Below are 20,534 nucleotides of genomic sequence, written 5' to 3'. Positions count from 1 at the left end.
ACGGTCAATCCGTTAGCCGGGTAAGCCCATGCGCCACCCGGCAAGTAAAAAGCCGCTGATCCCTCAGCGGCTTTTTTATGGCGAAGGGCTGGTAGCTGATACCTGCTTTTCCGAGCCGTACGTCATAGCAACGTTCGTTGATTGATTTTTCCTTTTTCCAATCTCCTCGATAATAAAAGCGAAGCGTGCTTCGTTGAGCTTATAAAAGAATCCCATAGTGATGGCGGCGATAACCGCCAGGCCGCAAGGCCAGAGAAAAATGAGCTGACGCAGCCCCAACAGCGTGCTGGCGCTTTGCAACGCATGGGGAACGTAGCCGATCTGGGTCAGCATGATACCGGGCAAGAAACCGGCGAGCGCCGCGGAGATTTTGCGCGAAAAGGTATAGCCGGTATACACCGATCCTTCGGCGCGAATGCCGGTTTTCCATTCGCCGTAATCGACGGTATCCGGCACCAGCGCCCAGTTCAGGCTGTTCACAAACGCCGTGCCGAAAAAGGCCATACAAGAAAACAGCACGAACAGCAGGGAGCTGGTCCCCCAGAAGAAGTTCAGCACGTCACCCACCGCCCATAGCGCCAGCCCGCCCAGATAGACCGGCTTCTTGCCAAAGCGTTTCACCGCGCCGGGCACCAGAAACACGCCGACCAGAATGCAACCCATGCTGAAAAAGCCCATCCATGACAGCAGATGCAGATCGTTCAGCACGTACTGGGTGTAATAGACCTGAATCGCCAGCTTGATGTTAAACGCGGCGAGGGTACACAGGTTGGCGATGCACAGCACCAGCAGCGGCGGATTGCGGAAAATCGCGCAGAATGATTTCAGAATGCCGGGTTTATGGTGATCGGGCGTGAGCTCCACATAGCGCTCTTTCACGCCGCTGTAGCACCACCACATACAGAACAGACCGCCGGTGACGAATACCAGCGCCGCCACCAGATAGCCGAGGGAGGGCTGGCTGACGAACAGCGCCTGAATGGGCATAAAGCCAACGGTGCAGAGCAACAGCCCCACGGTTGCGCCGCCCTGACGCCACGCCGCAAGCTGCGCGCGCTCGTTCGGGTTTTTGGTGATGGCCGGGACCATCGCACCGTAGGCGCAATTCATCAGGCTATAGCAGAGGCCAAACATCATGAAGAGCACGGTAGCGAGCGCCGTTTTCACCGTCAGGCTAAAGTCGTTAGCCATAAACTGTGCCGCTGCAACCAGCGCGACGGGTACCGATGCATAGAGAATAAAGGGGCGGAATTTCCCCCTGGCGCCAATATTGCGTCGGGAGTCCAGCAGCACGCCGGTCAGCATGTCGGTAAAAGCGGTGAAAAACTTCGCGACCAAAAAAATAATGCCGCCATAAAAGGCTGGCATGCCCAGCTCGTCGGTGTAGAACTTCAGCAGATACAGCGTGCCAATACACAGCATCAGATTCGAGCCAAAATCGCCCATCCCATAGGCGCACTTCTCTCGCAGGCTCAACTTCAGTGTTAACGGATCAGGAGTATGTGTCATGGTCGATCCTCAGAGCGCCCCGCAGGACGCTCGCTCAAGTCATTTATGCTGTACGTTTGCGCAGTTCGATCTCTTCCACGATGCGCACATACATCTTCTCGTTGAGGTTGTAGAAGCAGCCCATCGCCACGATGGTGATGACCGCCAGCAGGCTGGGGTAGATGAAAATCAGCTGCCGCAGCCCTTCAACCGTTCCGGCGGACTGCACCACGTTGGGCACATAACCGATTTGCGTAAGCATGATGCCGGGGAAGAAGCCCGCCAGCGCCTGCGAAACCTTCCGGAAGAAGGTGAAGCCGGTGTAGACCGTCCCCTCAGAGCGCACTCCTGTGCGCCACTCGCCGTATTCCACGGTATCGGACACCAGCGCCCAGTTCAGGCTGTTCACAAACGCGGAACCGAAGAACGCCAGGCAGGAGAACGCCACAAAGCTTACCGAGCCGCCGCCGAAGAAGTAGTTGAGCAGATCGCCCGCCACCCAAATCATCAGCCCGCTGATGTAGACCTTTTTCTTTCCAAAACGCCGCACTGCGCCGGGCATCATAAAGACGCCGATAAAAATACAGCCCATGCTGAAGAAGCCCATGTACGACAGCAGGATCGGGTCGTTCAGTACGTACTGCGTGTAGTAAACCTGGATAGCGAGCTTGACGTTAAAGGCACCCAGCGTGCACAGGTTAGCGATGCACAGGATAAACAGCGGACGGTTCCCGGCGATGGCGCGAAACGACTGCAATAGCCCTGGTTTTTGCGTCGCATTAACCGGCTGCGTCTCGACGTAGCGCTCGGTCACGCCCTTATAGCACCACCACATAAAGAACAGCCCGAACAGCGAGAAAAGCGTGGCGGCAAAGATATAGCCAAGCTGGTCGTTGCCCTCGATAAGGTTCATCACCGGCACAAAACCCACGGTGCAGAGCAGCAGGCCAAGCGTGGCGCCACCCTGACGCCAGGCGGCCAGCGAGGCGCGCTCGTCCGGGTTTTTGGTAATGGCGGGCACCATCGCGCCGTAAGAGCAGTTCATCATGCTGAAGAACAGGCCGTACAGCATAAACAGCACCGTTGCCATCACCGTTTTGCCGGTGATTTCGAACGGCGTGCCGACGAAGTTGGCAATCGCCAGCAAGGTCACCGGAAAGGCGGCATACAGTACGAACGGGCGGAATTTGCCTTTCGGGCCGATGTTGCGCCGGGAGTCGAGCATGATCCCGGTGCCCATATCGGTGAAGGCGGTAAAGAACTTGGCAATCAGGAAGATGATCCCGCCGTAGGTCCCTGGCAGGCCCAGCACGTCGGTATAAAATTTCAGCAAATAGAGCGTGCCGATATCCAGCAGGATGTTCGAGCCGAGATCGCCCATCCCATAGGCGAGTTTTTCTTTAAACGGCAGGCGCAGGGTTGCCGGATCGGAAGTATGTTGACTCATCATTGTTCTCCGTCTGCCCGCAGGTTGCCCTGCGGGCGAGCCTTATCAGATATGACGTAAGGTGCCAAACAGATCTGCCCATTCGCTTTGCTGGCGGTAGAAGACCGGCGGTTTGCCGAGCGGGGCATCAACGGTCACCTCACCGCCCTGGCAGGTTTCACCCGTCCACGCATTCACCCAGCTGTCCTGCGGCAGATAGAGCGTCCAGTCGCGGCGGCCCTCTTCATGAACCGGTGCCACCAGCAGATCGCGGCCAAACAGATACTGGTATTTCAGCGTGTAGGTGCGCGCATCGTCTTCATAGTGCAGGAACAGCGGGCGCATCACCGGCAGGCCGCTTTTCGCGTTCTGCGCGACGGCGGCTTTGATATACGGCTTCAGGGTGGTAAACACGGTGGTCATGCGCGCGAAATGCGCGATGGTTTCGGCGTCGCCGTCGAACTGCCAGTTATCGCCGGGGCGGTTGCCTTCGTGGGTACGCATCATCGGCGTAAAGGCGCTGAAATCGCACCAGCGCAGCAGCAGCTCTTTACTGCGTTTCATCTCGAACAGGGTGGTATAGCCGCCGATGTCGCTGTGGTGCAGCCCGTGACCGGTCATCGCCAGAGAGAGCGCCGCAGGCACCACCGACGCCAGACCATCGTCCAGGCTCCAGTCGACGTTCTGATCCCCTGCCCACATCATCACCGAGTGCTTCTGGCTGCCGGTGTAGCCCGCGCGCATGAAGAAGAGGATCTCGCCTAGCTTGCCGGTCTCTTCAAGCGCCTCGTAATTACATTTCGCCCACAGAGCCGGCCAGGCGTTATGCATAACCTCCGCGCTGACGCCGTTGTGCAGGAAGGTGTCGGTCGGCAGATATTCCCCGAAATCGGCCATCCAGCCGCCGCAGCCCAGTTCGATCAGATTCTTTTTGATGACCTCTTTGTACCAGCCGTAGGCTTCCGGGTTGGTCAGATCGATAACGCCCGCATAGAACTCGCCGAACTCAACGTGGTAGTCCTTGCCGTCGGCATTTTTGGTCAGATAGCCGCGTTTTGCCGCCTCTTCGCAGAGATCTTTGTCGCTGGCGACGTACGGGTTGATGTAGGAGAGGAACTGCACCCCTTCCTGTTTCCACTGCGTAATACGCTCATCAAGCTGCGGATACAGCTCGCTGTTCCACTTCCAGTTCCACATCACGCGTTTGCCGAAGGAGGTCATGCGGATACCGGACCAGTCCTGCGCCCAGATGCCGTTCACCTTCACCCCGCCCTGGCGCATGGCGTCGAGCTTCTGCTGACACACCCCGGTGCCGCCCTGAATGCCCAGCGTCACGCCGTCGTAAACCCAGTCCGGCAGCTCCGGCTGACGCCCCAGCAGGCCGGTGAGTTTTTCCAGCAGATCGACGTAGGTTTCCGCACATTCGAAGCGCAGCGTGGCGTTATCTTCCCAGAACGCCAGTTCGTGGAAATCCGGCGCACTGAAGTCGAAGTTCATGTAGCAGCTGTTATCCACGTGGCAGTAGTACTTCTGGGTGCTCACGAAGGTAGGCTGGGGGAAGAAGGTCCAGTAATAATCGCCGCCCGCGTTCTCTTTGCAGTCGGCCTGCCAGGTTACGTAGGTCTGCTTATTGCGGCCCACCCCCTGTTCGCTGGTCCACAGCGGGAACGGCTTGCCGCGCAGATCAAAATACGAGAACTGCTCGCCGCAGCCGTAGATATGATCTTCAGGCTGGGCCGCCAGCCGCAGCCAGATGCGGTTGTGACAGGTGGCATCATTTTTCAGCTTCAGCTCCAGACGGCCTTTTTCATCCACGCCCACCAGCAGCGTCGCGCTCACCGCATCGCCACGGGTAAAGCGGATCGCCCAGCCTGCGCTTTGCTGTGTAACGGTCGCGTCCGTCAGGGCGATTTTTTCGTTGAGCCTGTCTTTGATGCTGAAGTTGCCGCGAAACATTTCGATATCGGCAACGCCCGCGCCGATCCACAGGCAAGGTTCATCGGTGGAGTGGGACAAAATCAGACGGTCCTGCCAGCGCAGGGTGAAGCCATGTTCGTTATTTTTCAGATCAATATTGTGTAGGGTACGCATAGAAAACTCCGTCTTTATTATTTGGCCTGGCTATCCAGTAATCCGGCGGCTACGGCAGGGGCTAAGCCCGGGGCCAGCGGCAGGCGGGGGATCACCAGGCAGTGCAGCAGATGGTAAATATCCTGCTTGCCGTCCCAGACTTTGGTGGTCACCTCGTTGTTGGTATCCAGCTCCTGCCACCAGGATCCGTTCTCGTAATCCATCAGGTATTTGATGCAGTAATCCCACCATTTCTGATACCAGGCTTCGTACTGCGCCTCGCCGGTTACGGTGTAGAGCGCATACGCTGTGCCCATCGCCTCGACGATCGGCCAGCGCACGCGTTCGCGCACAATAGGCTTGCCGTCCCAGCCAACGGAGTAGACGAACCCATCCGCGCCGTCTGGCGCCCAGGCATCGCGGATGGTGGCGTGGAACAGTCCTTTTGCGTCTTCCAGCAGCCACGCAGGTGGGGTTTCAAAGCGGGCTTCCAGCGCGGCGCGCAGGTGCAGCATCAGGCGGCCCCACTCAATCCAGTGCCCCGGTGTGCCGCCGTAGGCGCGAAAACGGTGGGCGGGATTATCGATGTTGTAGTCGCGGATCGGGTTCCAGTTGGTATCGAAATGCTCGTTAACGCGATACTCACCTTTGCGTGCCACGTCGTGAATAATCACCGAGGCGATGCGCAGGGCGCGGTCGAGCCATTTCCGGTCGTGGGTCACGTCATAGACGATGAGGAAGGCTTCCACGGCGTGCATGTTGGCATTACCGCCACGGTAATCTTCCGTTTTGCTGAAGGCTTTATCCCAGGATTCCAGGCACATCTGCTCCTGTTCGCTCCAGAAGTAGCGCTCAATCACCTCAATGGCGTCGTCCAGCAGCCTGCGCGCCTGCGGGTGTCCGGTGGTAACGGCGCTCGCCGCGCCCAGCAGCACGAAGAAGTGCTGATAGCCCTGCTTGGAGGCATCCATCACCCCTTCGTCGTTAACGCAGGCGTACCAGCCGCCGTGCTGTTTGTCGCGCAGTGGGCCGTTCAGGGCATTGATGCCGTGCTCAACCAGGGCATACGCACCGGGACGACCCATGTTCGCCGCCACTGCATAAACGTGCAGCATACGGGCGGTGATCCAAAGATGCGTGCCCATATCGCTGCGCACCTGCCCGTTATTGCCCAGCCAGCCGAAGCCGGTCGGTACGGCGGCGTTTTTACCGAAATCAAGAATGCGGTCGGTCTCTTGTTCGAGCCAGCGGTTATGGCTCAAGGTGTTAAACCATTTCATGTTCGGGTCCTCTCTTAGCGGCGGGCCATCATTTCGTCGACGATCTCACCCAGACGCTGCAGTTTCGGTACAGAAACATCGCGAAGCATCAGATCGGTATCCGGCAGGCCAATCACCGAGGACCAGACGGCGCGCCCGGCTAAAAAGCCCGATGCCCCCGCCTGCATGGCAACACTCACGGCGCGTGGGAATAACTTATCGTCCACACCGGACGAGAGGATCACCCACGGCATGGCGATGTGCTCGTTCAGCTTCTGCGAGGCCGCCAGCAGCGCCTGCTGCGTGCCTTTACCGAACAGCGGCATCTCCACTTTGTAGAGGTCGGCACCGCTGTCCCCCAGCTCTTTGGCCGCGTCGATAATTGCCTGCTCGCGGTCAAATGCGGCACCGCGACGTGGCGGGCGCACCACCGGCTCGATAATGCTCAGCAGGCCGTTGTCGTGGCACAGCGAATTAAATGCCTTCACCATCTCAAGACGCTGCTGCGGATCTTCATCGCTGCGCCACAGCACCAGCAGCTTCAGCGCCTTGCCGCCATCGCGTTTGACGGCCTGCGCGTCGACGTTCTTGTCGATTGTCACGCTGTCGACGGGAATGCCGTTTCCCGGAATAAACTCGTCGGCCGCCACAATCATCGCGCAGCTTTTGGCCACCGCCTGCTGCTCCACAATCTGGCGGTAGCAAAACTGTTGGTCGACGAGGATCGCAGAGGCGTATGGCGACAGAATTTTCGCCGCATTGACCTTAAAATCCGTCAGATGCTGGTCAGTGACCGGCACCGGCGCGCCTGCCGCGGCAAACATCAGGCGCATCGCTTCGCGCTGGTCGACGGCCAGCATCGCAAAACCGCCGGAAGGTCGGGTGATATCTTTCAGGGTGTAGATCGTCATTACTCAGTCCTTTCGTATCAGTGTGATTTTTTCAGCCCGGCAGATGCGCGAACCTGTTCGAGAATGGCTGTCCAGTCTTCGCGCCCGCGCCCGGCGGCGCGTGCCTGGTTGTAAACTTCGCGGGAGGCGGCACCCAGCGGCATCGGGACGTGGAGCTGGTTGGCTACGTCCAGGGCGATCCCCAGATCTTTATGTGCAAGGTCGATCATGAAGGCGGGTGAAAGATCCCCTTTCAGCACCTTGTTCGGCCATGAGGTGGTGAAGTGCCCTTTGCCCGCAGGGGTGCCGCTCATTACCTTCAGCGCCACCTCAAAGGAGAGGCCGAGGGCTTCACAGAGCACGGCCGCCTCGGCAGATAAGGCGTTTAGCGCGATGCTCATGTAGTTATTGATAAGCTTTACGCGAATGCCCATGCCCGGCCCACCGGCGTTGATAAGCTCATTACCCATCGCCATTAACACGGGGGTGGCGCGCTCAACCTGCTCCGCCGTGCCGCCTGCCAGCAGGAGCAGAGTACCGGCGATGGCGTGGTCTGAAGTGCGTCCGACAGGCACGTCCATCAGGCTGAAACCACGCTCAGCCATGTCACGGATCAGGGCGTCGGTCTGCAGGGGATGAATGGTGGACATATCGATCACCAGCGCGTCGCGGGATAAGCCTTCGCAAACGCCGTGTTCCCCAAACAGCACGCTACGCACCAGGTCGCCGTTGGGCAGCATGGTGATGACGAACTCGGCGTCTGTTGCGGCCTGCGCGGGTGTTGCCGCCGCCTTCGCGCCGCTTTCCACAAGCGACTGAACCGCCTGCGGATTCACATCAAAGACCTGAAGCTGGTGGCCCTGTTGCAACAGATTCTTCGCCATTGGCGCGCCCATCTGCCCTAAACCGATAAATGCGATTGCTGACATGCCTCTCTCCTGTCATATCGTGTCAATTTTTGCGCGTTTTTGTTGTCTGTTTTTGATCGTATTTGTAATTTATAGTCAAAAAATAGACATGGGTCACTTTTTAAACATTTGGTGAAATTAAAATGAGCGCAACAGAAAACGCAGAAGGAATCACCATGACTCGCATCGTTTGTGTCGGCATTACCGTGCTGGATCGCATCTGGTATCTCGATGATCTACCGAAAGAAGGTGGGAAATATGTCGCAAAAGATTATACGGAGGTGGGCGGTGGCCCGGCTGCTACGGCGGCGGTGGCGGCGGCAAAACTGGGGGCTGAGGTGGATTTTATTGGCCGGGTGGGGGACGACGATACCGGGGCAAGATTGCTCACGGAGCTGGAATCCCTGGGGGTGAACACCCGCTATACGCGCATAGTGAAAGGTGCCCGCTCGTCCCAGTCCGCCGTGCTGGTGGATGCAGACGGCGAACGCGTTATTGCCAACTATCCCAGCCCGGATCTTCCTGCTGCGGCAGACTGGCTGCATGAAATCGACTTTTCTCAGTGGGATATTGTATTAGCAGACGTGCGCTGGCATGAGGGGGCCAGACAGGCGTTCACACTCGCCCGCCAGCAGGGCGTGCCCACCCTGCTTGATGCGGATGTTACCCCGCAGGATATCGCGGAGTTGATTGCTATAAGCGATCACGCCGCCTTCTCTGCACCGGGACTGCGGCGTTTAACACAGCTGAACGACGCAGAAGAGGCGCTGAAAAAAGCACAAACGCTCACAAATGGACATGTGTATGTCACGCAGGGCCGCGACGGCTGCTTCTGGCTGGAAAACGGCGCGGTATGTCATCAGCCTGGCTTTGAGGTGAAAGTCGTTGATACCACCGGGGCGGGAGATGTTTTCCACGGTGCGCTGGCGGTCAGCCTGGGGCAAAAGGGCACGCCGTTAGAGGCCGTACGCTTTGCCAGCGCTGTTGCGGCACTGAAATGTACGAAGTCCGGCGGACGGGCGGGTATACCCGACTGTGATCAAACCCGCTCTTTTTTGTCACTTTTTGTATAAAATGCGGGGCGTGATGGTTTTCAGAGGACAGCCCATGACTCTTACCGAACTGACCGGCAACCCGCGCCACGATCAACTGCTGACGCTGATAGCCGATCGTGGCTATATGAATATCGATGAACTGGCGCAACTGTTGGATGTCTCCACGCAAACGGTGCGCCGGGATATTCGCAAGCTGAGTCAACAGGGGCTGATTACGCGTCATCATGGTGGCGCGGGTAGGGCATCCAGCGTGGTTAACACCGCCTTCGAGCAGCGCGAAGTCTCAATGACCGAAGAGAAGCGGGCGATAGCCGAAGCCATCGCCGACTACATTCCCGATGGCTCAACCATTTTTATTACCATTGGGACGACGGTTGAGCATGTTGCCCGGGCGCTGCTCAACCATAATCATCTGCGCATCATCACCAACAGCCTGCGGGTCGCGCACATTCTTTATAAGAACCCTCGCTTTGAGGTTATGGTACCCGGCGGCACGCTTCGCCCGCACAATGGGGGCATAATCGGGCCTGCCGCTACAGCGTTCGTCTCTGGCTTTCGCGCTGATTATCTGGTGACCAGCGTCGGTGCGATTGAGCAAGACGGGGCGATGATGGAGTTCGATGTCAATGAAGCCAGCGTGGTGAAAACCATGATGTCCCACGCCCGGCACATCTTACTGGCGGCCGATCATACGAAATACCACGCCTCTGCTGCGGTTGAAATTGGTAACGTAGCGCAGGCGACGGCGCTCTTTACCGACGAACTGCCCGGCTCTGCGCTACAAACGCACCTTAAATCGAGCAAAGTTGAAATCATTGAAGTCAATTCAAACGACGAACAGCAGGCAGGTTAATCCTCTCCCGGTCCGATGGTGAACGTCGGGCCGTTCCTTTCTTTAAGCTGAAGCTGGCGCATAGCCAAACATCTTCTTTCCCGCTACAGTTACTTTTCACGGCGAAAAGGAGAAATACATGCTCTATATCTTTGATTTAGGAAACGTAATCGTCGATATCGATTTCAATCGTGTGCTGGGTGCATGGAGTAATTTCAGCCGCGTTCCGCTGGCCACGCTAAAGCAAAGTTTTACCATGGGCGAGGCTTTCCACCAGCATGAGCGCGGGGAAATAACCGATGAAGTCTTTGCCGAAAAGCTCTGCCAGGAGATGGCGCTTTCGCTCAGTTACGAACAATTTTCCCACGGCTGGCAGGCGATCTTTGTCGGCATCCGTCCTGATGTGATTACCATCATGCACAAACTGCGCGAGCAGGGGCATCGGGTGGTGGTGCTCTCCAATACCAACCGTCTGCACACCACCTTCTGGCCGGAAGAGTATCCCGACGTGAAAGCGGCAGCTGACAAGATCTATCTCTCCCAGGAGATGGGAATGCGTAAGCCGGAGGCGCGCATCTACCAGGCCGTTTTGCAGGCCGAAGGATTCTCAGCCGCGGATGCCGTCTTTTTTGACGATAACGTCGATAATATAGAGGGAGCTAACCAGCTGGGTATCACGTCAATTCTGGTGACCGGAAAACAGACGATACCTGACTATTTTGCGAAGCAGTTATGCTAAAAAACGTTCATCAAAAAGCCAGCCACCACACCAGGCCGTTTCGCGCGTGGCTAAAACTCCTCTGGCACCGCATCGATGAGGACAATATGACGACGCTGGCAGGCAATCTTGCCTACGTGTCGCTGCTCTCTCTTGTGCCGCTGGTGGCAGTCATCTTTGCGCTTTTTGCCGCTTTTCCGATGTTTTCAGATGTCAGCCTGCAGCTCCGGCATTTTGTCTTTGCCAACTTCATGCCGGCAACCGGCGATGTCATTCAGAATTACATTGAACAGTTTGTTGCTAACTCCAGCAAGATGACGGCGGTAGGCGCGTGTGGGCTCATCGTCACCGCACTGCTGTTGATGTATGCCATTGATAGTGCGCTGAATACTATCTGGCGCAGCACCCGCGCACGTCCGAAAATTTATTCGTTTGCGGTTTACTGGATGATCCTGACTCTGGGACCGTTGCTGGCCGGGGCCAGCCTGGCGATCAGCTCCTATCTGCTCTCGTTACGCTGGGCAAGCGAACTCAACAGCGTGATTGACGATGTGCTGCGCATCTTCCCGCTGCTGCTCTCGTGGCTCTCTTTCTGGCTGCTTTACAGTATTGTTCCAACCACGCGCGTGCCTAACCGGGATGCCATGGTGGGGGCGCTGGTTGCCGCTTTGCTGTTTGAACTGGGCAAGAAAGGGTTCGCGCTTTACATCACCATGTTCCCTTCATATCAGCTGATTTATGGCGTACTGGCGGTGATCCCCATCTTATTCCTCTGGGTTTACTGGACGTGGTGTATCGTCTTGCTTGGCGCAGAAATTACTGTCACTCTCGGGGTATACCGCGAGCTAAAAAAAGCAGCAGAAGCCGAAAAACAACGAGAAGCAGACCAACCATGATTGCATTAATTCAACGCGTATCCCGTGCCAGCGTCACCGTGGAGGGGGAAGTGACGGGTGAAATTGGTCCGGGACTTTTAGTCCTGTTAGGTGTCGAAAGGGATGACGACGAGCAGAAAGCCAACCGCTTATGCGAGCGCGTGTTGGGCTACCGCATCTTCAGCGATGCGGATGGCAAGATGAACCTTAACGTCCAGCAGGCGGGTGGTAGCGTGCTGGTGGTTTCACAGTTTACGCTGGCGGCCGATACCGAGCGCGGCATGCGCCCTGGCTTCTCTAAAGGGGCCGCGCCGGATCGGGCAGAAGCGCTCTATGACTATTTTGTCGAGCGTTGCCGCCAGCAAGAGATGCATACACAGACCGGACGATTCGCTGCAGATATGCAGGTTTCGCTGGTTAATGATGGCCCTGTCACTTTCTGGCTCCAGATATGAGTGAGCTGACGGTATGGCCGCGGGTAACCAGAGAGAGTACAGCTATGTATCACCTTAGAGTACCGCAAACAGAAGAAGAATTAGCGCTTTACTACCAGTTCCGTTGGGAGATGCTGCGTAAGCCATTGCATCAGCCGAAAGGGTCGGAGCGCGACGCCTGGGACGCGATGGCGCATCACCAGATGGTGATGGATGAAGAGGGCAACCTTGTCGCCGTAGGGCGACTGTATATCAATGCCGATAACGAAGCCTCTATCCGCTTTATGGCGGTACACCCTTCCGTGCAGGATAAAGGTCTTGGCACGCTGATGGCGATGACGCTGGAGTCCGTGGCCCGTCAGGAGGGCGTAAAGCGCGTCACCTGTAGCGCGCGTGAAGACGCGGTGGAGTTCTTTGCCAAGCTGGGCTTTATTAACCAGGGCGAAATCACCGCCCCACAAACTACCCCGATTCGTCACTTCCTGATGATTAAGCCCATCGCCTCGCTGGATGATATTTTGCATCGCGCCGACTGGTGTGGTCAGCTGCAGCAGGCCTGGTATCAGCATATCCCCTTGAGTGAAAAGATGGGGGTGCGTATTCAGCAGTACACCGGGCAAAAATTTATCACCACCATGCCGGAGGTTGGTAACCAGAATCCGCATCACACCCTGTTTGCCGGCAGCCTGTTCTCGCTGGCGACGCTCACCGGCTGGGGCCTTATCTGGCTAATGCTGCGCGAACGCCATCTGGGTGGCACCATTATTCTGGCCGACGCCCATATCCGTTACAGCCGTCCCATTATCGGCAAACCGAGCGCTGTGGCTGATTTGGGCTCGCTGAGCGGCGATCTTGATCGCCTGGCGCGTGGCCGTAAAGCCCGCGTGCAGATGCTGGTGGAGTTGTTCGGTGACGAGACCCCAGGCGCGGTATTTGAGGGAACCTATATCGTGCTGCCCGCGAAGCCGTTTGGCGCGTATGAAGAGGGCGGTAACGAGGAAGAGTAATCTTCTGGTATGAGAGTTACCCTACGTGAAGGGGTAACTCTCATTTTAAAACCAGCCCGTTGGTTTAAAAACGGTAGCCCATGCCGACGTTAAAACCATTGATCGATTTGTTGCGATCCAGTTTTGCTTTGGTGCCTTCATAGCCGAAATTAATTGAGAGCGCATTGAACGGGTTCATTACCATTCCGACGCCCCACGCAAAAGAAGCTGATTTTTCAGAAATACCATTATGGTTTACTTCATTATTACCGTAATTAACCCAACGGGTATTTCCGGTCGCTTTGACCCATGCTGTACCACCGACGGCATAGAAAGAGACGTAATCATTCAGACGATACGCCGGGCCCGCCAGTAAAGAGTAATAATTGAGATCTATATCATTATGAACAATGTCGCTGGCGGCTAAATAATCCTGCTTTGCGTGCGCCTTCATCCAGGAGAACGAGCCAAGAAGGCTCAGCGGTGAGCCGAATTCATAGCGATATTGGGCATTTACGCCGTTCAGATTGTCAAAGCCATGCACTTCGCTGTGCGCAAAACCAACAGAAAAAGTGTGATGGTTTGCCAGTGCCAGACTGCTGCTGAGGGAGGCGGTCAGTAAAATCGCCAGAGAAATTTTATTCATTGATATAATCCATTAATCAAAGAAGTTAGATAATTAATAATAATGAGAGGTGAATGTGATTATTTTTCTTCCTTTATCACATTGCTTTGGGCGATTTATTCTGATGTGCAAATTTGAATGGCGCAAATGCTAATTACTTTATTGTAAAGATGGTTTTGCTTAATTTATTCCCGTTCCGGAATTGCACTGGCAGGCGCAACAGCGGCCACTCGCCATGCGATATCCCGAATAACATCTCGTGCCGCCTGGCTAATACCGCCGAGTTGAAAGAAACCGTGGATCACTCCAGACCAGCGCTGACAGGTACAGTTCACGCCTTGCTCGGTCAAATGATGATGCAACGCTTCGCCTTCATCACATAACGGGTCAAACTCAGCGGTGATGATATGGGTCTTTGGCAGGCCATTAAAATCATCCCGCCACAGTGGGCTTGCTTCAGGGTGTTGCCGTGCGGTATGGGAAAGGTACATGTCGTAGCCGCTTAGCAGCGTGTCGCGGGTAATAACGTAGTCTGAACCATTGCGGGTGTAACTTTCAAACCAGGCCGTTGCGTCGAGCATTGGATAGATAAGGATCAGCTGCGCGGGCTGCCACAGAGCTGTTGTCTTGAGCCTTAGCGACGTTATCAGTGCCAGATGCCCGCCCGCACTGTCTCCACACAGCGTGATGCGGTTTTTATCTACACCAAACCGTTCGGCGTTTTGCCAGACAAGGCTGGCACCTTTCTCCGCGTCATCATGTGCAGCCGGGAAGGTGTGCTCAGGTGCAAGACGGTATTGCACCGCAATAACCCGGCAGTTGCCGTAATACGCCAGCTGACGCAGCTGGTTATCATGAGTATCAAAGCCGCCACTGACAAAGCACCCGCCGTGATAGTAGACAACGGCGGGCAGCGTTTCAGGGGCATTGAGCGGCGAGAAGATACGAAAAACGATTCCGTCGAGCTCCAGCGTTGCCATCTGAACACGCGTTTCCCTCTCTCCGGCAAGCACCGCACTGGCAATATAGCCCGCTCTCCGGACATCAATATTCTGGCTACGCGAAGAGGGTTTCCCTGCGGCGATAAACTCCTGAACCAGTTGCTCAATACCCTTTTCCAGTGCCATGAATATTTCCTTTTCCTGTATGAATACACAGCGTTATAGCCTGGTTTTATGCGGATGAAAACAGAGGATTTTGGTGGGGATATAAATCTGGAAAGCGGCTCGCAAAAGCGCATGCAACTCTTTAAACACGATTAAAGCATGCGCTGGAAGGATGAGATAAAACTGTAGGCCGGGCAAGCCTGCGCCGCCCGGCACTATTACAGGAGATTACTCCCCTTCACCCGGGAACAGGAACGGGTTGATAGAACTGCGGGCAAAGCCCTCCTGCTCCATTTTAGCGTCCAGAATCAGCGTGGCGAGATCGTCGGCGACGGCCTCCACCTTCGGGTCTTTTTCCTGATACAAAATCTTCAGGTAAGTGCCGCAGTCGCCGCAGCTTTCGGCTTTCACCGCAGACTGCTCGTTTTCCAGCGACCAGTAGTGCAGATCGCGGGTCTGCTCGCAGTTGCTGCATTTGATGCGCACTACGTGCCACTCGGTTTCACACAGGTTACAGTGCAGATAGCGCAGGCCCTGGGTGGTACCGATTTGCACCATGCTTGATACCGGCATCGAACCGCAAACCGGGCAGAACTGGCGCGCTTCGCCGTATTCAGCGCGGGCTTTACCTGGGATCAGGCTGGCCATTTGCGCCCAGTAGAGCGACAGCGCGGCCCAGATGAACGGGGCTTTATCGCTGCTGACGGAAGCAAAATCGGAGGCAAACAGCGCGCTCGCCATCAGCTCCAGTTCCTGTTCAGAGGCTTTTTCGAGGTTCTCGATCACCGCCAGCGCCGGGCCGCTCATCTCTGGCTTCAGCTCAGCAATCAGGGAGTGCAGCAGCTTGTGCCAGTGCTTATCGCGCGGCAGAACGTGGATATCCAGCGGCGGTTTGCCCTGCTCGTTCGCCTCTTTGATGCGCGCGGTCAGGTCCATCTGCAGCGGATGGTCGTAAAGCACCACTTCCTGGGCGTGGGCAATCAGCGCCGCAAAGCGCAGATAGTCGCCGAGTGGGTTGCTCTCTGCCAGCTCGCGCAGGCGTTCTGCGCGGCGGTTATAGAGGTTTTTAAGTCTGGGGAACAGTAACGGCGGAATCACTTCCGCCGTGCGTTTCTCGCTCGAACCCAGCTCATCTTGCGGGATTATGCGAATACTCATTCAGATGGCTTTTCCTGTTTCTGGCGGACTTCCCGGTACCAGCGTGGGTGATGTTTCTTCGCCCACGTCTTCGTTACCCAGCCTTCCACCATCGCGGTAATGGTGCCTTTCACCCAGAGGGCGGCGTAAATATGCACCATGATAACCACAATTAACGCTACTGCTGCAAATGAATGCAGCATTAACGCAAATCGGATCACCGGGATTGAGAAAGCAGGCGCGAAATACGGACGCCAGATGATCACCCCACTCACCAGCAGCAGCACCAGGAAGATAATCGCCGCCCAGAATACGCATTTCTGGCCGAAGTTATAGCGTCCGGTATCACCCACTTCCTCGTTGACGACGATCTTACGAATATTCTTCGCCCAAAAGATATCATCCCGATTGATTAGGTTGTGGTGCCAGTAGCGGAAAAACATGATGATGAATGAAGCAAACATCACCACCCCGACAAACGGGTGCAGGATGCGCGCCAGCTGTGGCGTACCCAGGATCTGCATCAACCAGTTGAAAGAGGGGAAGAAGAACCCCAGCCCGCTTATCGCCGCCAGCATGAAGCAGAAGGCGGTAACCCAGTGGTTGATACGTTCCGGCGCCGTGTAGCGCACGATGGTGTCACGTCTTTTCATTTGCGCACCTCGTCTTTCTCTTCATGCAGGTTGTCTTCATCCTCATCTGCACGGTTCGGGCCGACACCGACATAGTGGAAGATGCTGGCAGCGAAGGTTGCCGCAAAGCCAACGGCGGCCAGGGGTTTCCAGATACCTTTCCAGAATTTAACCGTGGCGCTGATTTCCGGGTTCTCCGGCAGGCCGTGATAGAGATTCGGCTTGTCGGCGTGGTGCAGCACGTACATCACGTGCGTGCCGCCAACACCGGCCGGATCGTACAGGCCTGCATTGTCGTAACCACGGGTTTTCAGCTCACCCACGCGCTCTGCCGCCAGCGTTTTCATATCCTCTTTGGAGCCAAAGTGGATAGCGCCGGTTGGGCAGGTCTTCACGCAGGCCGGTTCCTGGCCGACGTTAACGCGGTCGACGCACAGCGTACATTTGTAGACGCGGTTGTCTTCCGGGTTGAGGCGCGGCACGTCAAACGGACAGCCGGCGATGCAGTAGCCGCAGCCGATGCACTGCTCAGACTGGAAGTCGACGATACCGTTGGCATACTGAATGATAGCCCCTTCTGACGGACAGGCCTTCAGGCAGCCCGGATCGGCGCAGTGCATACAGCCATCCTTGCGGATCAGCCATTCCAGTTTGTCGTTCTGCTCCACTTCCGAGAAACGCATCACCGTCCAGGATTTGGCGGTCAGATCGGCAGGGTTATCGTACACCCCGACGTTGTGACCCACTTCATCACGCAGATCGTTCCACTCTGAACAGGCCACCTGACAGGCTTTACAGCCGATACAGGTGGTGACATCGATAAGCTTCGCCACTTCCTGCTGGTGGTCCCGCGCCTGAGGCGCGGGGGTTAGATCGTTAGTCGCGGAACGACGAATAATGTCTTGCGATTGATAAGCCATAAGTCGTCTCCGTTACACCTTTTCCACGTTCACGAGGAAGGCCTTAAACTCCGGCGTCTGCGTGTTCGCATCGCCGACGAAAGGCGTCAGGGTGTTGGCAATAAACCCTTTCTTCGCCACCCCTTCGTAACCCCAGTGGATCGGGATACCGATGGTGTCCACCTGCTGTCCGTGAACGTTCAGGGTGCGAATACGCTTGGTCACCACCGCTTTGGCCTTGATATAGCCGCGGTTGGAGGAGACCTTCACCGTATCGCCCTGGACGATGCCAAGTTTGTTCGCCAGCTTCTCGCCAATCTCCACGAACTGTTCCGGCTGCGCGATAGCGTTAAGCAGCGCGTGCTTGGTCCAGTAGTGGAAGTGCTCGGTCAGACGATAGGTCGTACCCACGTACGGGAACTTGTCCTTTTTACCCAGCGCTTCAAGATCGCCCTTAAAGATACGGGCGGCCGGGTTAGAGACCACGTTCGGGTGCAGCGGGTTAGTGCCCAGCGGCGTCTCAAACGGCTCGTAGTGTTCCGGGAACGGCCCTTCTGCCATCTTATCGATAGCAAAGAGGCGGCCCATCCCCTCCGGCTGCATGATAAACGGCCCGACGTCGCTGCCTGGTGCAGCGGTGCTGTAGTCCGGAATATCCACGCCGCCCCACTTCGCGCCGTCCCACTTCAGCAGCTGACGCTTCGGATCCCACGGCTTGCCCTGCGGGTCTGCGGAGGCACGGTTATAGAGGATGCGGCGGTTCAGCGGCCACGCCCATGCCCAGCCCAGCGTGTTACCCAGACCTGACGGATCGGCGTTATCGCGGTTGGCCATCTGGTTGCCTTTCGGCGTCCAGCTCCCGGCGAAGATCCAGCAGCCGCTGGAGGTGGTGCCGTCATCGCGCAGGTGTGCAAAGGTGCTGAGCTGATCGCCTTTCTTCGCCAGCACGGTGCCGGTGGCCGGGTCGATCACATCTGCCAGCGCCTTGCCGTTACTCTCCATGGCGACCTCTTCCGGCGCCGGGTTTTCCGGTGTCGAATAGTTCCAGGTCATGTTCAGCACCGGCTCCGGATTGGCGCCGCCTTCTGCTGCGTACATCTTACGCATACGTAAGAAGATACCGGCCAGGATCTCGCCGTCGTTCATGGCGATGCCCGGGGCGTCCGCGCCTTTCCAGTGCCACTGCAGCCAGCGACCGGAGTTAACGATAGAGCCGTTCTCTTCCGCGAAGCAGGTGGATGGCAGGCGGAACACTTCGGTCTGAATCTTCGACGGATCAACGTCGTTCGACTCGCCGTGGTTCTGCCAGAAGGTTGAGGTTTCGGTGTTGAGCGGATCGATGGTCACCAGGAACTTCAGCTTCGACAGGGAGGCCACAACCTTGTTCTTATTCGGGAACGAGGCCACCGGGTTAAAGCCCTGGCACAGATAGCCGTTGACCTTGCCCTGGTGCATCATCTCGAAATACTGCAGAACGTCGTAACCCTTGTCCCACTTCGGCAACCAGTCAAAGCCCCAGCTGTTCTCGGCTGTTGCCTTATCCCCATAGAAAGCCTTCATCATCGAGACGAAGAACTTCGGATAGTTGCCCCAGTAGTTCACCTGGCCTTCCAGCAGCGGTTTTGGCGTGTTGGCGGTAAGGTAGGTCTGGAGATCGGTCTGCTTCTCGTTCGGCAGGGTCATGTAACCGGTCAGGCTCTGCGAAAGCAGGCCGAGATCGGTCAACCCCTGAATGTTGGAGTGACCGCGCAGGGCGTTCACGCCGCCGCCCGCCATCCCCATATTGCCGAGCAGCAGCTGCACCATTGCCATGGTACGGATGTTCTGCGCGCCAACGGAGTGCTGCGTCCAGCCCAGGGCATAGAGGAACGACGCGGTTTTATCGTGAGCGCTGGTTTCGGCGATGTACTCGCACACCTTCAGGAAGTCGGCCTTCGGCGTACCGCAGATGGTTTCAACCATCTCCGGCGTATAGCGCGAGACGTGCGTTTTCAGCAGGTTCCACACGCAGCGCGGATGCTGCAGGGTGGTATCGCGTTTCGCATAGCCGTTTTCATCCAGCTCATAGTTCCAGCTGGTTCTGTCGTACTTGCGCGCTTGCGCGTCATAACCGCTGAACAGGCCGTCATCGAAGCTGTAATCCTCACGCACGATCAGGCTGGCGTTAGTGTAGGCCTCGGTGTATTCACGGTTATATTTTTCGTTGGTCATCAGGTACAGCAATACGCCTGACAGGAAGGTGATGTCAGTACCTGAACGAATAGGGGTGTAGAAATCCGCCACTGACGCAGTACGCGTAAAGCGGGGATCGATCACAATCAATTTCGCGCCGTTGTGGATTTTGGCTTCCATCGCCCAGCGGAACCCGACAGGGTGCGCTTCAGCGGCGTTACCGCCCATCACCACGATAAGGTTGGCGTTCTTGATGTCGACCCAGTGGTTGGTCATCGCACCGCGACCAAATGTTGGAGCAAGACTTGCTACCGTTGGTCCGTGTCAGACACGCGCCTGGTTGTCGACCGCGAGCATACCGAGTGCGCGCGTGAATTTCTGGGTTAAATAGCCGGTTTCGTTACTGGAGGCAGACGCACACAGCATGCCGGTGGAGAGCCAGCGGTTGACGGTGGTGCCTTCGGCGTTTTGCGCCATGAAGTTGGCATCGCGGTCTTGTTTCATTAGCTTAGCGATGCGATCGAACGCCTCTTCCCAGCTAATTTGCTGCCATTTGTCGGAGCCAGGAGCGCGATATTCCGGGAATTTCAGACGGCTTTCTGAGTGGATGAAATCCACCAGACCTGCCCCTTTCGGGCACAGCGCGCCGCGGTTGACCGGGTGATCCGGGTCGCCTTCGATATGGAAAATAGATGCTTTGGCGTTTTTTGCACCGTCGCCGAGGCTATACATTAACAGCCCACAACCGACGGAGCAGTACGTACAGGTATTACGGGTTTCGCGGGTGCGCAGCAGTTTGTACTGCCGTGTTTCCGCCAGCGCGACGCCAGGCGCAAAGCCCAGTGCTGCTGCCGTGGTGCCTGCCATACCGCCAGCGCAGATCTTAAAGAACTGCCTTCTGCTGACCTGCATGGGTCACTCCTTGTTTCGACATTGCCACCCTTCACAGGGCGTGTCGCAGGGGCGTTTTGCTGCTTTCCTGCAACGCGCATTATTCAGGTGCATATAGTTTTACTTTACGG

At 56.7% G+C, this 20,534-nt stretch carries 18 protein-coding genes; 6 read left to right on the top strand and 12 right to left on the bottom strand.

Going from position 1 to position 20,534, the window contains the following annotated elements; genetic code table 11:
• Window positions 1-75: 75 nt before the first annotated feature.
• Genes NB069_RS21840 through yihU form a run of 6 tightly spaced genes read right to left on the bottom strand, consistent with a single transcriptional unit; the run spans window position 76 to window position 8,062 of the window.
• Complete coding sequence (locus NB069_RS21840; protein WP_250586645.1) at window positions 76-1,509, bottom strand: MFS transporter; 1,434 nt, start codon at window positions 1,507-1,509, stop codon at window positions 76-78.
• A gap of 43 nt (window positions 1,510-1,552) precedes the next feature.
• Entirely contained in the window at window positions 1,553-2,935 is a 1,383-nt protein-coding gene (locus tag NB069_RS21835) for an MFS transporter (protein ID WP_250586643.1), read from the bottom strand.
• Between the two features lie 45 nt (window positions 2,936-2,980).
• A complete protein-coding gene (locus NB069_RS21830) occupies window positions 2,981-5,005 on the bottom strand; it encodes an alpha-glucosidase (protein ID WP_250586642.1) in 2,025 nt (674 codons plus the stop codon).
• 17 nt (window positions 5,006-5,022) lie between these two features.
• Window positions 5,023-6,264, bottom strand: a complete 1,242-nt coding sequence (gene yihS, locus NB069_RS21825) for a sulfoquinovose isomerase (RefSeq protein ID WP_250586641.1) — start codon at window positions 6,262-6,264, stop codon at window positions 5,023-5,025.
• Window positions 6,265-6,278: 14 nt separating this feature from the next.
• On the bottom strand, window positions 6,279-7,154 hold the full coding sequence (yihT, locus tag NB069_RS21820; protein WP_250586640.1) for a sulfofructosephosphate aldolase: 876 nt from the start codon (window positions 7,152-7,154) through the stop codon (window positions 6,279-6,281).
• Between the two features lie 17 nt (window positions 7,155-7,171).
• Window positions 7,172-8,062, bottom strand: a complete 891-nt coding sequence (gene yihU / locus NB069_RS21815; protein ID WP_250586639.1) for a sulfolactaldehyde 3-reductase — start codon at window positions 8,060-8,062, stop codon at window positions 7,172-7,174.
• Window positions 8,063-8,217: 155 nt separating this feature from the next.
• On the opposite strand from yihU, the gene NB069_RS21810 reads away from it, so the two are divergent.
• The 6 genes from NB069_RS21810 (at window position 8,218) to fabY (ending at window position 12,962) form a co-directional block, all read left to right on the top strand.
• Entirely contained in the window at window positions 8,218-9,114 is an 897-nt protein-coding gene (locus tag NB069_RS21810) for a sugar kinase (protein ID WP_250586638.1), read from the top strand.
• Between the two features lie 34 nt (window positions 9,115-9,148).
• Window positions 9,149-9,949 (top strand): DeoR/GlpR family DNA-binding transcription regulator, encoded by an 801-nt coding sequence (locus NB069_RS21805; RefSeq protein ID WP_250586637.1) that lies wholly within the window; start codon window positions 9,149-9,151, stop codon window positions 9,947-9,949.
• 118 nt (window positions 9,950-10,067) lie between these two features.
• A complete protein-coding gene (yihX, locus tag NB069_RS21800) occupies window positions 10,068-10,667 on the top strand; it encodes a glucose-1-phosphatase (protein ID WP_250586636.1) in 600 nt (199 codons plus the stop codon).
• Window positions 10,661-11,542 carry a virulence factor BrkB family protein gene (locus NB069_RS21795; RefSeq protein WP_250586635.1) on the top strand — a complete coding sequence of 294 codons (882 nt, stop codon included), beginning with the start codon at window positions 10,661-10,663 and terminating at the stop codon, window positions 11,540-11,542. The genes yihX and NB069_RS21795 overlap by 7 nt, the downstream gene beginning before the upstream one ends.
• Window positions 11,539-11,976 (top strand): D-aminoacyl-tRNA deacylase, encoded by a 438-nt coding sequence (dtd, locus tag NB069_RS21790; RefSeq protein WP_250586634.1) that lies wholly within the window; start codon window positions 11,539-11,541, stop codon window positions 11,974-11,976. Before NB069_RS21795 ends, dtd begins: the two co-directional genes overlap by 4 nt.
• 44 nt (window positions 11,977-12,020) lie before the next feature.
• Window positions 12,021-12,962 (top strand): fatty acid biosynthesis protein FabY, encoded by a 942-nt coding sequence (fabY, locus tag NB069_RS21785; protein WP_250586633.1) that lies wholly within the window; start codon window positions 12,021-12,023, stop codon window positions 12,960-12,962.
• 64 nt (window positions 12,963-13,026) lie between these two features.
• On the opposite strand, the gene NB069_RS21780 is transcribed toward fabY, so the two are convergent.
• The 6 genes from NB069_RS21780 to fdnG form a co-directional block, all read right to left on the bottom strand.
• Entirely contained in the window at window positions 13,027-13,587 is a 561-nt protein-coding gene (locus NB069_RS21780; RefSeq protein WP_250586632.1) for an Ail/Lom family outer membrane beta-barrel protein, read from the bottom strand.
• 164 nt (window positions 13,588-13,751) lie between these two features.
• Entirely contained in the window at window positions 13,752-14,693 is a 942-nt protein-coding gene (locus NB069_RS21775; RefSeq protein WP_250586631.1) for an alpha/beta hydrolase, read from the bottom strand.
• A 207-nt stretch (window positions 14,694-14,900) separates the two neighbouring features.
• Window positions 14,901-15,830: a formate dehydrogenase accessory protein FdhE gene (gene fdhE / locus NB069_RS21770; protein WP_250586630.1), complete on the bottom strand. Its 930-nt coding sequence runs from the start codon at window positions 15,828-15,830 to the stop codon at window positions 14,901-14,903.
• Window positions 15,827-16,462 carry a formate dehydrogenase cytochrome b556 subunit gene (gene fdoI, locus NB069_RS21765; protein WP_039032173.1) on the bottom strand — a complete coding sequence of 212 codons (636 nt, stop codon included), beginning with the start codon at window positions 16,460-16,462 and terminating at the stop codon, window positions 15,827-15,829. The genes fdhE and fdoI overlap by 4 nt, the downstream gene beginning before the upstream one ends.
• Window positions 16,459-17,361 carry a formate dehydrogenase subunit beta gene (gene fdxH, locus NB069_RS21760; protein ID WP_250586629.1) on the bottom strand — a complete coding sequence of 301 codons (903 nt, stop codon included), beginning with the start codon at window positions 17,359-17,361 and terminating at the stop codon, window positions 16,459-16,461. Before fdxH ends, fdoI begins: the two co-directional genes overlap by 4 nt.
• A 12-nt stretch (window positions 17,362-17,373) precedes the next feature.
• Window positions 17,374-20,424 (bottom strand): formate dehydrogenase-N subunit alpha, encoded by a 3,051-nt coding sequence (gene fdnG / locus NB069_RS21755; RefSeq protein ID WP_250586628.1) that lies wholly within the window; start codon window positions 20,422-20,424, stop codon window positions 17,374-17,376.
• Window positions 20,425-20,534 lie beyond the last annotated feature (110 nt).

The organism is Leclercia adecarboxylata (assembly GCF_023639785.1).
Taxonomy (GTDB): domain Bacteria; phylum Pseudomonadota; class Gammaproteobacteria; order Enterobacterales; family Enterobacteriaceae; genus Enterobacter; species Enterobacter adecarboxylatus_D.
Note: the sequence above shows the minus strand (reverse complement) of the source record. Positions and strands in the feature narration are given on the sequence as shown.